The following is a 14,341-nucleotide window of genomic DNA, read 5'->3' on the forward strand; positions in this document are numbered from 1 at the left end:
ACATAGCTAATAACCCCGTTGTCGGAAAACTCAAAGAAAAAGATACATAGTATGTGATTTATGCTCAGTTCTAAGAAGAAAAGGATATTAACAATTATATGGAGAAGTGATTATGTTGATTAAATTCGTTCATTTTTTATTTGGAAAACCGTGTAAAAAAGGTGATTCGTTCCAAACTAAGTTTCCGCGTTTTATTTATTGGAGTGCAGTTGTATTTTATTTTTTTGGAATGCTATTCTTTGGGATTTTTTCTTTTATTGATACTGTATTTATTGGGTCGTTGATATCCGGAGGTTTGTTCTTTCCTTTAATATTTAGATTCATTTATTTTATAAACCTAAAAATGAGGGGCCTAGAAAGAGAAGTATAGAAATAAAAAATATAAATAACAGGGTTATTAAAAAGAAGCAAAATGGAACATTAATAACATTTAAAAAGGAAGCAATGAAATATATTCTAGCTTCCTTTTTAAATATGAACGATTATGGTATCAATAAAATCTTCCCTGTGCTTTTACGGCTCTCTAATAATTCATGGGCGCGGGCACCGTCTTGTAAAGAGAATGTAGTAGGACTCGCAATGTTTAATTTTCCAGTAGTGATCCAATCAAATAATTGAGTAGAGCGCTGCTTACGTTCTTCAAAAGTAGTAAGCACGTTCCAAAGGTCTCCGCCAGTTAAAGTTTTTGAAGTATCCATAAGCATACGCGGATCAACAGGCACGGGATTACCACCAGCCATTCCGTAGAATACAACGGTACCACCAACTTTAGTAACTTTAAAACTTTCCTCTAATGTAGAACCTACTGATTCATATACAACATTTACTCCGGTATCATTAGTCAATTCAAGTACTTTCGTATGCCATTCTTCAGTATATAAAAATACGCGATCTGCACCAGCTAACGTGGCTACTTTTGCTTTTTCTTTTGATGATGTGAGGCCGATTACTTTTCCGCCCAGTAGTTTAATTATTTGTATAAGAAGTTGACCAACACCACCAGCCGAAGCATGTACTAAAGCAACATCACCTTGTTTTATTTGATAGCTATCTTTCGTTAAATAATGTGCTGTTAAGCCTTGCAATAAGACAGAAGCGGCTGTTTCAAACGGGATAGAATCTGGAAGTGGAATTGCTTTCTCTGATGGAACGGCAACTAATTCTGCATTTGCAAATGGGACGTCAGCAAATGCAATACGGTCCCCAGGATTGATAGTAGTAACGTCAGCTCCTACTTGTTCAACAATACCAGCCCCTTCATAACCTAATATATATGGCGGGTTACCAGCGAGATGATAATCACCGCGGCGTCTATAAATATCAGCAAAGTTTAAACCGATTGCTTTCGTGCGGACAAGAATTTCATTTGAATTTATGATTGGATCATGTATTTCTTTATATTGTAGTACATCCGGATTTCCGAACTGTTCGAAACAAAGTGCTTTCATATGGAATACCTCCATTTATATTGTTTGTCGATGCTCTTTATCATACAATATAAACATCGATAGACAAAGAGGATTATTTCGATGAAATCAATCGGAAATAGCGATTGAAAAGAGGGATGATAAATGGAGATAAAACAATTAATTACATTTAAAATAGCCGCGGAAACTTTGAACTTTACACAAACTGCGAAGAAATTAAACTTTGCCCAATCGAGTGTTACAGCACAAATTAAAACGTTAGAGGCTGAGCTCGGTACACCACTATTTGAGAGGTTAGGGAAACGTCTTTTCTTAACTGAAGCAGGAAGAAAGTTTCAACTATATGCGGACAAGATAATCGCACTTAGTAACGAAGCGAAGACGGCTGTGAAAGATGATGAGGAAATAGCAGGTACGTTAATAATTGGTGCACAAGAAAGTCAATGTACATATAGGCTTCCTTCTATATTAAAGAGGTTTAAAATACAATTCCCCAAAATAAAGCTTATATTTAAACCAGCGCATTCCAATAAAGATGCGAAGGAACAATTGATGGAGGGGAAAGTCGATCTTGCATTTATTTTGGACGAATGTAAAACAGAAGATGCTTTGCATGTGGATCCACTTATGAAAGAAGAATTAAAAGTAGTAGCGGCTCCAGGGCATTGTTTACTCGAACAGGCTTCCGTTTCTATAAAAGATTTAGAGAGTGAAACACTTTTGTTAACTGAACTAGGGTGCTCATATCGGACTTTATTTGAAGAGTTATTTCGTGCGGAAGACGTATATCCAGCAAATAAGATTGAGTTTGTTAGTGTCGAGGCAATTAAACAATGTGTCATTGCGGATTTAGGTATAGCAGTTTTGCCAGCAATAGTAGTAGAAAAAGATATACGGGAAGGGACGTTAAAGGAGTTAGTGTTAAAAGAAACAATACCTCCGATTTATACACAAATTGCTTGGCATAAAGATAAATGGATGACAGCGCCACTGCAGCAATTTATTGATGTAACGAGGGAGTTTTTTACAACGGATTAAGTGGAGAAATATTTATTTTATATAAAAGAAAAAATGGCAATTTTGTATAAAGAACCGATGCTTGAATATAACAAGTATCGGTTCTTTTATGTTTTAAATAAAGAATGCTATAAAATGTGTATTTCTCAACTTTTTTTCTTACAAGGATAAGTAAAATTCTTCGTATATTCCAATAATCATAAGGGAATTTACAACGTTTATTCGTTTCTGTAAGATGCCTCTAGGAAGCGTGAAAGGAGGGCTTACATAGGGGATAGATTGTCTTTAGTATACGTACTATTGTGAGGGGGGAATTTAATATGTTTAAAAAGTTAATGAAAGTATGCGTGTTAAGTGCGGCAAGTATAGGTGTATTATTTAGTTTCCAAGGAAGTACATTGGCAGCTACTGATTTAAGTAGTTATTATGACGGAAAAAATCCAGCAACAACGAAAGTATACGGGGGAAGTACAACGTGTGATGCAGATGGATTTAATGCAAAGTCTACAGCAGTTTATGAAGGTAGTAAAAAAGTAGGGACAGTATATTTACGTTACAGTAATAAATGTCATGCAGCATGGTCTAAGCTTGTTTTAGATCAACCAGCACCAGATGTTTCGGGAGGAGTGTATGCGTACGCAGTTGTAAATAAATATAAAAATGGTGTATTCCAAAAATCAGTTACTTCTAATCAGGGGAACGGCACAATAAAAACAGGTCAAACGAGCACGTATACAGGAATGGTATTTGATTTAACTGCAGATTTCGGATACACAGCAGATGCTGAAGCGGTTACGTTTAATAACGGTTACGGTAAAACAGCACGTTATTAATAAAGGAGTGAAATTATATGAAGCTATTAAAAAAGGTGAGTGCATGTTTATTGCTATCTTTACTCGTTGTAACTAGTATGTTTAGCACGACTAATAGCGATAAAGCATACGCAGAAGATCATTCATATGATGGGAAAAGTCCTTACTATAACAGCTGTGATCAATCCGCAGTAACGAAAGAAAAGAAGTGGATTGATTCAAATTCTTATGTAGAATTAAAATTTAGCACGACTTGTAAGACAGCATGGACAAAAGTTACTGTAACCCGCCCAGCAGTTTATAATAACGAAGCTGATGCAAGGATTGTTAGAAAAACAGATGGAAAGGCATACACTTGCGGAAGTGCTGGAGGAAATGGTGTTGTAAATAAAGGGCAAACATCATGCTATACGCCAATGGTATATGATTTAGATCCAAGAAAGGCGCAAGCGCAGGGGAAACATGCTATTCCGAATAGTGATGCTTATAATTATGCGGAGACTATTTGGTATTGATAGGAATATGAAAATTGTAAGGTAGAATATTGTAAGAGCATGTTTTGATTGGGTTTCAAAACATGCTCGATCTGTATTCATTCTAATCTTTTCAGTAATCATGGCCCATTGAATTAACTAAGGTCTGTATCAGGAGGAGCATATCCAAGATGACGAGCCATCGATACAATTTGTCCTTTATGATGAAATTCATGTGTCTCTGTATGAGTTAAAAGCCATAGCGGAGTTGTACTCCAAGGTTCTTTTTGCCATTTTACTTCATTTGCTATATTTTCGAGCCATCGGTCATTATATTCATCTAAAAAACGTAGTACAACCTCATCTACTAACTTAAATCTAGTACGAACTTTTTCGACATCTGCATGCTCAACTTCATAATCGCTGGCAAATGAAAAATCTGCTCTTTTTTGCTTGAATGCGAATGATCCAAGCCAGTATCGATAGCAATCGGCTACATGAATATGCGTCTTTATTATACTACCGCTTCCGAAATTCGGAACAGTACTATGTAATTTTTCTACTGGGATTTCTTCAAAAAACGAAAATAGAGTTTCTCTTGTAGAGCTAATAAGATTATATTGTTGTTTTAAAATATGTAACATGCCATTACACTCCTCTTTTGTTTACTAAAATATTTGTGCAGTAAGTAATTCTATATTTATGAGGAGTGAACCTTTGTTATTATTTTTACTAAGCATATTAGATGTATTTCTTAATTGTTTCTGATAGATTATACAAGGTGAAACTTTAATAAGTTGAACACTCTTAGTTCATAATAAATTGTACATAAAAAAGGGGAGCGATAAAATGAATAGACTAGTTGGTTTAAAACAATTTGAAATAACGCGTGGAGCATTACTGAAATTCATGGAAACGTTAGATGATAATACTGCGGATACGCAGCCGGATGGCTTTAACAATACAATTCGCTGGCATATTGGTCACGTGTTAACGGCAGCAGAAACTTTCATGTTTGGAAGAGAATTTAAACAATTACCAACTGAATACCCAGGTATGTTTGGATATGGTACACGACCATCTAAATGGGAAACAGAAGGGCCATCATTAGAAGTGTTAACGGCTCAATTAAAAGAACAAGCGAAGCGTATTAACGAAATGCCAGCAGAAGTATTTGAAAATAAACTTCCAGAACCATTCCTAGGATTAGAAACAGTAGGGGAGCTTTACGGTATGATGCTTTATCATGAAGCGGATCATCTTGGGCAAATGAAGGCGATGGAACGAATTATTAAAGCTCTTTAGTCTTAATTGCATATAACAAGCAATACAGGTGTAATGTTAAATAATATATACAAAAAAGGTAGATAAATTATTATCTACCTTTTTTGTATAACTTTTTGAAGGATTAGGGATTATCATCTTGATGCTGATGAAGAAAGACAAAAAACAATATATAGTAATAAAAGGATTTTATAATTTTTATGGTGTGATTATTAATTATAGTATTCCTAAATATGGAATATACGTATAATAATAGAGAAGAACTAGAAATAGGGGTGAATACTATGATTACATTAGAACAAAAGTTGGAGCAATATAAACATACATATGTACAGTTAAAGGGAGAACTAAAATGGAAAACGAGTGATTCTCGAACAGGAATGATGATTGCTGCTATGTATGCAGGTAGTGATAAATTGTTTGATCTCGGACGTTTTTTAGAAATTAGTAGTTATATTAAGAATCAGGTAGGGATGTTTTCATACTTAAAGTCTTATCATCGTTTTGTAGTGGCCGCAACATTAGATATTCACTTTACAGATTACAAGAAAGCTTTTCGGACGTTTTTAGATTTATATGAACAATTGGTCACTGGTGGCTTTAGCCGGAGTATATTTACTTATCTCGCAGCAGCTGTGCTTTTAACAGAAGAAGATGAACAACATGGCGCGCACATTCAGCGTTCGATGCAAGTATATAAACGCATGAAAAAGGATCACCTCTTTCTTACAAGTACAAATGATTATCCGCTCGCAGTTTTATTAGCAGGACAATCAGAGCATGTAGAAACACTTATGGACCGAGTGGAACGTCTTTATCAGAAACTAGCGACAGCTGGTTTGCGTAAAGGGAATGATCTTCAATTTTTGAGTCATATTCTTTCACTAAAGAAGGATGTCAGGGAAGAACTATTAGTTGCAAAATGCACAAATATATGGAATTTGTTAAAGCAAGAAAAGGTAAAAGTAAAACAGATGCATTACCCAGCTATCGGGCTACTAGCGTTACTCGAGGACGGAGAAAAAGAGATTCATTCTATTAGAGCATTTATTGAAAAATTGCAGGGGGATAAATTGTTCCGTTGGCATACAGATATAAATATTCTTATTGCTATTCAACTGTTCGTAAGTCAGAAAGGTGAGGAAAGTAAAACTACCAACACAGGTTTACAAACAATGATAGAAGTCCTCATACAAGCACAACAGGCAGCCATGATGGCAACGATTGCCGCTTCATCTGCAGCAACCTCTTCTGCTAGTAGTAGTTCATAATGTGCAACTGCTTATGCTCTTGTAAATTATGATGAATTTATAACTCCTTTGATAGGGACGGTTTAAAAAATATTACTAAAAAAGCCCCTCACTCTCTAATGAGCGAGGGGCTAACTGTTTTTACATAATCAGTATTATCTTTTCGACTCCTTCAAATGTTTTAGCTGCGTAACAATCATAATGCTAATAACAACGAGTAAAAACCATGAGCTAATTTTGCTTAAGTGAACGAGGTTCCATGCTTCTCGTTGATTTGGATATTGCCATGCTCCGAAAAAAGTAGCGATGTTTTCTGCAATCCAAATAAAGAATCCGATAAGGAAAAATGAGAGTACGAGCGGCATTTTATATGTAACGCTTTGCAATGAAAATTCTACAAATGTCCGAAAGAAAACGATGAATAAAAGTAAAGTTAATACCCATCTAAAGTCATATAGAAAATGATGTGTAAAAAAATTGAAGTAAATTATAGCTCCTAACGGTATGGCAAAAATGGCTTTTGGCCAATGGTGCATTTGTAAATGCAATCTTCTCCACGCTTGGCATATGTAACTTGCGACACTTGCGTACATAAAACCGCTGTAAAGTGGAACTCCAAAAATTTTCGAATATGCCTCTTCAGGATAACTCCATGAACCGAAATGTACTTTATATATTTCTAGTAAAAGTCCAATTAAATGAAAAACAGTAATTACTTTTAGTTCGTCCTTTGTTTCAAGACCAGTTTTATACATAATCCACTGCATCAGAAGACATACGATGAGTATGAAATCATAGCGATATAACCCTGGGATAGAAATAATTTTTGAAAGGGCTAGTGTTAAAAAAATAGCGACTGGGAATAAACAAGATAATGCTTGTTCGTAAGTGAAATGTAGTAATTGTTTTATGCAGAACATTGGGTCTCCTTTGATAAGTTTGTTAGAAAACTCGAAATAATGACTAAGTATACTACGATTTTAAAAATAAGCTAGTAGTCTATTTTGCATGTATTTGTAAGTTTTAGAAGGGAATTGTAATAAGTATTTTAATATTTTAACAAAGTAAAAAATAGTTTGCTATTTAAAAAAAGTGGCGATATAATATCTAAATGAAAATGATAATTATTATCAATAATAATTACAAATAAAAAATAATTATAAAAAACAACTGAATATAAAGGATGAAATGAAACATGTTACATAAGTCTACTGTACATGCTGGTAATAACCGCTGGATACATATTAAGTCCATATGTTTCATGAGCTTAACAATTTTATTTTTAATTGGGTCTATATTTTTAGCCATTTCATTGGGTGCAAAAGATATTCATTTACAAACGGTGTGGGCAGCGGTTTTGGATTACAATCCGAAACTAACACAGCACCAAATTATTTATGAATTAAGGCTCCCGAGAGTAATTGGTGCAGCAGTTGTAGGGGCAGCTTTTGCGGTTGCTGGTGCTGTTATGCAAGGTGTAACACGAAATCCTTTAGCTGATGCAGGTGTACTCGGAATAAATGCAGGTGCGATGTTTGTAGTAGCGCTTAGTTTTGCTTTTTTCCCACATATGCCGTATTCCTATTTAATGATTGTTTCCTTTATTGGAGCTGTCTTAAGTACAGTACTTATTTTTGTTATTGGATCAGCAACATCAGGCGGGTTAACACCAATGAGGTTAACGATTGCTGGAGCGGTTATGGCAGCACTTTTACATTCGTTAAGTTCAGGTATTGCAATTTATTATGATTTAAGCCAAGATTTAGCGTTTTGGTACGCTGGTGGTGTTGCAGGCGTTAAGTGGGAACACTTGAAATTTTTAGTTCCTATTATTCTTATAACGATTGTTTTTGCGACAGTGTTAGGGCAATCGATTTCACTCATATCAATGGGAGATGATGTTGCTACAAATTTAGGAGTGAAAACGAACCGAACGAGAATACTAGGAATGATTATAGTAGTTATTCTGGCAGGTGTTTCTGTTTCAGCTGTTGGTTCTATTGGATTTGTAGGACTAGTTATCCCGCACATTGCTAGAAAATTAGTTGGTGTTAATTATAGACTCATTATTCCTATGTCAGCATTATTAGGAGCTATGTTATTAGTTGTAGCTGATTTAGGGGCAAGAACAGTAAATCCTCCTAAGGAACTTGCGATAGGGATTATGGTAGCTCTTGTTGGAGTTCCATTCTTCCTCTATATAGCACGTAAAGTTGGGAGGGAATTATAAGTGAAGGATCTTTTTAACACGGATAAAAAGAGAGCTATTACTGTAACTACAATCTTCGGATGTATAAGTATCGCTGTAATTTTAATTAGTTTAAATACAGGGACACTGAGTATAGCGCCACTTAGAGTAATTGAAACACTTTTGGGTTATGGTGATTTTGAGAGTGCAACCGTGCTATATGATTATCGTATGCCAAGAATAATAATCACGATGTTAGCCGGTATTGGTCTTGGTATTTCCGGTGCGATTTTGCAAGGGTTATCCCGTAATGCACTTGCAGATTCTGGTATTTTAGGGTTGCATTCAGGTGCATCTTTCGGTCTTATCGTATTTGTTACTCTCTTTCATTCTATTAATGAGAGTGCATCCATTTTAATACCGTTATTTACATTTGGCGGAGGAGTATTAGCTGCATTTCTTATTATTTTACTTGCGAGTGATCGGTCAAAAGGTTTACTTCCCATTAGACTTATTCTCGTTGGTATTGCAGTTTCAGCTGGCTTTAGTGCAATTTCGCTATTTTTTTCTCTCAAGTTAAATGATGAGACGTATACATTCGCTTCTAGATGGCTAGTTGGTAACGTGTGGGGAAGAGACTGGATTCATGTGCTAGCATTATTACCTTGGATTTTCATACTAACCCCGTATGCATGGCTAAAATCTAAAACGTTAAATGCATTGTCACTAGGTGATAGTGTAGCAGCAGGACTTGGTGTTTCTGTGCAAAAAGAACGGTTATTACTTTTAGCTACAGCGGTTGGATTATCTTGCGCAAGTGTATCGATGGCAGGGGGGATTGGCTTTATCGGCTTAGTTGCTCCGCATATCGCAAGAAAGTTAGTAGGTACTACCTATCAACACTTCCTTCCGTTAGCTGGCATAATCGGAATGATTATTTTAGTGCTCGCAGATATGATAGGACGCTCTATATTTGAGCCGAATTCTATTCCGGCTGGTGTAGTAGTAGCGGCTTTAGGGGCACCGTATTTTCTTTATTTACTTACAAAAACAAAATAACTACTTCAAAGAGGAGAACATATGAAAAAGAAACTTACTATTTTATTTAGCATTATGTGTATTTTAGTATTAGCAGCATGTGGTCAAACGAAATCTAATGAAGAGGCAACGCAAAAAACGGAAAAAAGTAATGATCCAAAAATTGCTTCCATGTCTATTCACTTAACGAACAATTTACTTGCATTAGGAATTACACCAGTAGGTTCTGTTATTGGTGGAGATTTAAAAGATTTCTTACCGCACGCAAAAGAGCAGTTGAAAGATACGAAGAAACTTGGGGTTGTAACAGATCCGAATATGGAAGCATTACTACAATTAAAGCCATCTGAAATTTATGTGGATGAAAAATATGCTGGCAAAGATTTAGCGAAATACGAAAAAATTGCAAAAACACATACTTTTAATTTAGATGAAGGTACGTGGAGAGATCATTTAAAAGAAGTAGGTAAACTTGTAAACCGTGAGAAAGAAGCAGATAAATATATTCAAGACTATGAAGAACAATCAAAACGAGTGAAAAATTTAATAGATAAAGAGCTGGGTAATAACGAAAAAGTAATGGCAATTCGCGTTACTGCAAAAGAGTTACGTGTATTTAGTACGAAAAGACCGATGGGACCAATTTTATTCCATGACTTAGGATTACAGCCTGCAAATGGTGTAGAGAAAATTGATGGAAACCGCCCCTTCGAAGTCATTTCACAAGAAGTATTACCTGACTTTGATGCAGATGCGATTTTCGTTGTTGTAAATAGAGACGATAAAGCGAAAGAAGCATTTAAACAACTTCAAGAAACACCAATTTGGAAAGACTTAAAAGCTGTTAAAGGTAAGCACGTATATACTATTAATGACCAACCATGGCTTGACTATTCTGCTTTAGGAAACAAAATGGCGATGGATGAAGCGGAGAAAATGTTTACGAAATAATACAGTTTTGCTATTAGGAAAGACCCTCTAAATTTGGAGGGTCTTTTTGTAATTCTTATTGTTAGAATAAATGAAAAATTATACAATGAAGTTAATTTAGTATAGAGGAGATGTGCCAATGTCAGCGCTTATTGTAAGTATCCCGTTTATAAAGCAGTTTATGGAACAAGGGGATAAATAGGCTAAAATAAGTATCCCCGTTACTTAAAAAGGGGGAGTTTGAAATGACAATGAATCTTTTTCAAAATAAAACGATTAAATTATCAGCTAGTAGAGAAAAAGATGTTGAAGTAATGGCTATGTGGCAAGAAGATAGTGAGTATTTAAGAAATGTAGATACAGATGTAGCATTCCCGCAATCGTTACAAGAAATAGCAAGTGATGGCCTATTAAAGGGACGGAGATCGAATAGTGTTTCTTTCATGTTAAGAACACTTCAAGATGATCGTTTAATTGGTTTTGTTGCAATTCATGGCATGGAGTGGAATAACAGAACGGGTTTATTAGCCATCGGTATAGGAGATGCAAATGATAGAGGTAAGGGATATGGAAGAGAAGCAATCCATCTTATTTTAAAGTATGCTTTCTATGAATTAAATTTACACCGAGTTGGTCTTGATGTTATTTCTTATAACAAAGCTGCTATTGAGTTGTATAAAAAGATGGGTTTTCAGATAGAAGGCTGTATGAGAGAAGCAGTGCAAAGAGATGGGAAGTGTTTTGATCGTATCATTATGGGGATATTGCGGGATGAATGGATGGAGAAGCAAGGTTAGAAAATACATTCAAAATTATATATGTAGTATGCAGGAGATATAATGAAAATTGGCGAAAATTTACAGTGTACTGATTGAATTTATAAGGAGTTATGCAAAATGAATTTAGAAAAAAGTAAACCAGTAAATGAAGAGGTTGCTGAATTAAAAGAGCTAATTAAAGAATTGCACGGAAGTGTACATCAACTTCAAAGCGAAGTGCAGCAACTAAGGCACGAAAGACCGGTTGTTGAAGTGAGGAAAGGTGTTCAACTATCACCCGCAATCGTTGGGCAAATTGGTGGTATGATATTAGGTGGATTAGCAATTATCGGTATATTTTGGTGATGGAAAAAAGGTTTGCAGCACTATGCTGCAAACCTTTTGTATTTGACGATAGAATTTCATGCAGTACAACTTCTACATTAAATAACGTAAATAAATGTAAGCATGTGATAACAATAGTGCAATGATTGTTAACGGTAAACCGATTTTTAAGAAGTCCATATAAGAAAATCCATGTCCTTCACGTTTTGCAATACCAGCAACAACTACGTTTGCTGATGCTCCGATTAATGTTCCGTTACCTCCTAAGCAAGCTCCAAGAGATAACGACCACCATAGCACTTCGATTTGCGGCGAATCAACAGATAATCCGAGGCCAGTAGCTAAATCTTGAATAAGAGGAATCATCGTTGCGACAAATGGAATATTGTCAATTGTCGCAGATGCGATGCCAGATACCCATAAAATAAGTATCGCAGCGAAACCGATATCGCCATTTGTTACGTCGATTACTTCTTTTGCGAGTGAAGAAATAAGTCCGATATCAATTAATCCGCCAACGAGAACGAATAGTCCGGCGAAGAAGAAAATGGTTACCCATTCAACGTGGGCAAATATATCTTCTATTTCATGTTCTTTTACGCCGATTAACATAAGAAGTGTAGCACCAGTCATTGCGATAACGGCAGCATCTACATGAATAATAGAATGAAGTACAAAGCCTAAAATAGTTAGTCCTAAAATTGTAATCGATTTTAAAAGGAGGCTTTGATCTTTAATATAATCTTTTTCGTTTAACGCCATTAGTTTTTCGATTTGTTCAGGCGTTGTTTTTAGTTTGTTACGATACATGAAGTAAATAATGCCAAGTGTAACGATAGAAATAATAATTACGATTGGAGCTAAATTTAGTAAAAAGGCATTAAAGTCTAAATGCTTATTAGCTGATCCAATCATAATGTTCGGTGGATCACCGATTAAAGTAGCAGTTCCACCTATATTTGAAAACAGTACTTCTGAAATCAAATAAGGAACAGGGTTAACTTTTAAAATACGTGTAATGGATAGTGTAACAGGAACGATTAATAAAACAGTCGTTACATTATCCAAAAATGCAGAACCGACGGCGGTTAATAAGGATAGTAATAATAAAATGCGAATCGGTTTTCCGTCAGCTGCTTTTGCTGCTTTAATAGCTACAAATTCAAATACGCCTGATTGACTCGTAATATGTACGAGAATCATCATCCCGATTAAAAGGGTGATCGTTTCCCATTGAATATGTGATGTGAAAGCAGTGTGTAAATCTACAATTCCAAAAATAATCATAATAGCAGCACCGAATAGTGCAATTACAGCACGATTCAATTTTTCAGAAATAATAAAACCGTACGTGACTAAAAATACGGCAATTGCAAAATAATATTGCCAATTTGCTACTTCATGTGCTGATTGTTCCAAGCGAGTCACCTTCTTTAAAATATGTATTCAATTGTCAAAACGTATCCAGATGCATTCATACGGGATAAAATATATTGTAGCAAATTCAAAAAAGAAAGAAAACTATTTAACGAAGTGAAGGAAAAGTTCTGAATTCCACATATGATAAAAAAAATAACAAAACACAGTGCAAATTATTAGGAAAAGTGAGCGTTGTCCTCTAATATAGAGATAGCAATTTACATTATTTTTGCGTAAAATGGTTTAAAGAGGTGAATTCCGATGGAAATAGTAAAAGATAGTTCTCTTATTCAAAATGAAATTGAACGTTTTGTAAATAAAGATGTATATATTCATTTAGAAACAACGAACGGAGCGTATGCGTCACACTTTAATGAAAAGATGATGACAGTTGGAGCATTCATTCGAAATGCAATTATTCGCTTTGAGCGTGGGAAAATAACTGGAACAAACCCATACCGAGTTGGTCTAAAGATGGATCACGGCTGGGTATATGCAGAAGGTATTACGCACTGGGAAGTAGACGATAAAGAGCGTTTATTACTTGCAGGGCATGATAACCAAGGTCGCTTAGCGGTAGCGCTTGAGTTAAGCTTAACGCCATTTAAGTAAGAAGGAGGGAAACTTATGGAGAGACATGTACTTGTTGTATTTCCGCACCCAGATGATGAAGCATTTGCTGCTGGAGGAACAATTCGCTTATTAACAGATCAAGGAGTACCTGTAACGTATGCGTGCGGTACTTTAGGACAAATGGGACGTAACATGGGAAAAAACGTATTCGCTAATCGTGAAACGATTCCACATATCCGTGAAAAAGAATTGAAAGATGCATGTGAAGCGATGGGGATTCAAGATTTAAGAATGCTTGGTTTCCATGATAAAACGTTAGAATTTGAAGATGTTGATTTCGTTGCAGATAAAATTGAAGCAATCATCCAAGAAGTAAATCCATCTCGAATTATTACATTTTATCCAGAGCACGGCGTACATCCAGATCATGATGCATTTGGCCACGCTGTCGTTCGCGCTGTATCACGTATGCAAAAAGAAGAACGTCCAGTTATTCATGCGGTTGCGATTACGAAAAATCGCGAAGCAGTACTCGGTGAACCGGATGTTGTAAATAATATTAGTGAAGTATTCGAGCATAAATTAGCTGCACTAGGTGCGCACCGTTCGCAAACAGAAGCGATGCTCGAAGAAACGCATGCGAAAATCAAAAACAAAGATGCAGCAACATTAAAATGGTTGCAACTTGAACAATTTTGGACTTATAAATGGGAGTAGGCTAGAAGGGAACCTTCTAGTAGCTCTTACATAGAAAAAGCACCGTCACTTGTGACGGTGCTTTTTCTTGTTAAAGACTATATATTCCTTAGAGATGTGCTTTGAAATTT

The 14,341-nt window shown here is 35.6% G+C and carries 17 protein-coding genes; 13 read left to right on the forward strand and 4 right to left on the reverse strand.

Annotated elements, in window-relative coordinates; all coding sequences use genetic code 11:
• Nucleotides 1-112: 112 nt before the first annotated feature.
• Complete coding sequence (locus JDS81_RS30315) at nt 113-370, forward strand: hypothetical protein (RefSeq protein ID WP_000905653.1); 258 nt, start codon at nt 113-115, stop codon at nt 368-370.
• A gap of 112 nt (nt 371-482) precedes the next feature.
• On the opposite strand, the gene JDS81_RS08160 is transcribed toward JDS81_RS30315, so the two are convergent.
• On the reverse strand, nt 483-1,448 hold the full coding sequence (locus tag JDS81_RS08160; RefSeq protein ID WP_097953785.1) for a quinone oxidoreductase family protein: 966 nt from the start codon (nt 1,446-1,448) through the stop codon (nt 483-485).
• 123 nt (nt 1,449-1,571) lie between these two features.
• On the opposite strand from JDS81_RS08160, the gene JDS81_RS08165 reads away from it, so the two are divergent.
• The 3 genes from JDS81_RS08165 (at nt 1,572) to JDS81_RS08175 (ending at nt 3,771) form a co-directional block, all read left to right on the forward strand.
• The gene (locus JDS81_RS08165) at nt 1,572-2,465 is read left to right on the forward strand and encodes a LysR family transcriptional regulator (protein WP_000403867.1); all 894 of its coding nucleotides are present in this window, start codon (nt 1,572-1,574) and stop codon (nt 2,463-2,465) included.
• Nucleotides 2,466-2,764: 299 nt separating this feature from the next.
• A complete protein-coding gene (locus tag JDS81_RS08170) occupies nt 2,765-3,277 on the forward strand; it encodes a DUF2690 domain-containing protein (RefSeq protein WP_097953786.1) in 513 nt (170 codons plus the stop codon).
• Nucleotides 3,278-3,294: 17 nt separating this feature from the next.
• Nucleotides 3,295-3,771 (forward strand): DUF2690 domain-containing protein, encoded by a 477-nt coding sequence (locus tag JDS81_RS08175; protein ID WP_097953787.1) that lies wholly within the window; start codon nt 3,295-3,297, stop codon nt 3,769-3,771.
• Between the two features lie 113 nt (nt 3,772-3,884).
• On the opposite strand, the gene JDS81_RS08180 is transcribed toward JDS81_RS08175, so the two are convergent.
• Nucleotides 3,885-4,373: a DinB family protein gene (locus tag JDS81_RS08180; protein WP_097953788.1), complete on the reverse strand. Its 489-nt coding sequence runs from the start codon at nt 4,371-4,373 to the stop codon at nt 3,885-3,887.
• A gap of 205 nt (nt 4,374-4,578) precedes the next feature.
• On the opposite strand from JDS81_RS08180, the gene JDS81_RS08185 reads away from it, so the two are divergent.
• The gene (locus tag JDS81_RS08185; protein ID WP_001081127.1) at nt 4,579-5,034 is read left to right on the forward strand and encodes a DinB family protein; all 456 of its coding nucleotides are present in this window, start codon (nt 4,579-4,581) and stop codon (nt 5,032-5,034) included.
• Between the two features lie 212 nt (nt 5,035-5,246).
• Nucleotides 5,247-6,284, forward strand: a complete 1,038-nt coding sequence (locus JDS81_RS08190; RefSeq protein WP_142312490.1) for a DUF4003 domain-containing protein — start codon at nt 5,247-5,249, stop codon at nt 6,282-6,284.
• A gap of 134 nt (nt 6,285-6,418) precedes the next feature.
• On the opposite strand, the gene JDS81_RS08195 is transcribed toward JDS81_RS08190, so the two are convergent.
• Entirely contained in the window at nt 6,419-7,183 is a 765-nt protein-coding gene (locus JDS81_RS08195; RefSeq protein WP_097953790.1) for a DUF817 domain-containing protein, read from the reverse strand.
• Between the two features lie 275 nt (nt 7,184-7,458).
• On the opposite strand from JDS81_RS08195, the gene JDS81_RS08200 reads away from it, so the two are divergent.
• From JDS81_RS08200 to JDS81_RS08220, 5 genes are all read left to right on the forward strand, one after another.
• Nucleotides 7,459-8,493, forward strand: coding sequence for a FecCD family ABC transporter permease (locus JDS81_RS08200; RefSeq protein ID WP_097953791.1), 1,035 nt, complete (start codon nt 7,459-7,461; stop codon nt 8,491-8,493).
• Nucleotides 8,494-9,510, forward strand: coding sequence for a FecCD family ABC transporter permease (locus tag JDS81_RS08205; protein ID WP_097953792.1), 1,017 nt, complete (start codon nt 8,494-8,496; stop codon nt 9,508-9,510).
• 21 nt (nt 9,511-9,531) lie between these two features.
• Entirely contained in the window at nt 9,532-10,440 is a 909-nt protein-coding gene (locus tag JDS81_RS08210) for an iron-hydroxamate ABC transporter substrate-binding protein (RefSeq protein ID WP_016108847.1), read from the forward strand.
• A 224-nt stretch (nt 10,441-10,664) separates the two neighbouring features.
• Nucleotides 10,665-11,216: a GNAT family N-acetyltransferase gene (locus tag JDS81_RS08215; RefSeq protein ID WP_000178484.1), complete on the forward strand. Its 552-nt coding sequence runs from the start codon at nt 10,665-10,667 to the stop codon at nt 11,214-11,216.
• Nucleotides 11,217-11,315: 99 nt separating this feature from the next.
• Entirely contained in the window at nt 11,316-11,543 is a 228-nt protein-coding gene (locus tag JDS81_RS08220; protein WP_001047523.1) for a coiled-coil domain-containing protein, read from the forward strand.
• A gap of 72 nt (nt 11,544-11,615) precedes the next feature.
• Here JDS81_RS08220 and JDS81_RS08225 read toward each other — a convergent pair whose 3' ends face one another.
• Nucleotides 11,616-12,941: an ArsB/NhaD family transporter gene (locus JDS81_RS08225; protein WP_097953793.1), complete on the reverse strand. Its 1,326-nt coding sequence runs from the start codon at nt 12,939-12,941 to the stop codon at nt 11,616-11,618.
• A 261-nt stretch (nt 12,942-13,202) separates the two neighbouring features.
• Here JDS81_RS08225 and JDS81_RS08230 point away from each other — a divergent pair, with 261 nt between their 5' ends.
• Nucleotides 13,203-13,553, forward strand: coding sequence for a YojF family protein (locus JDS81_RS08230; protein WP_000407039.1), 351 nt, complete (start codon nt 13,203-13,205; stop codon nt 13,551-13,553).
• A 15-nt stretch (nt 13,554-13,568) separates the two neighbouring features.
• On the forward strand, nt 13,569-14,231 hold the full coding sequence (gene bshB2 / locus JDS81_RS08235; RefSeq protein WP_097953794.1) for a bacillithiol biosynthesis deacetylase BshB2: 663 nt from the start codon (nt 13,569-13,571) through the stop codon (nt 14,229-14,231).
• Nucleotides 14,232-14,341 lie beyond the last annotated feature (110 nt).

Source organism: Bacillus cereus group sp. N31 (genome assembly GCF_016483245.1).
Lineage (GTDB): Bacteria > Bacillota > Bacilli > Bacillales > Bacillaceae_G > Bacillus_A > Bacillus_A toyonensis.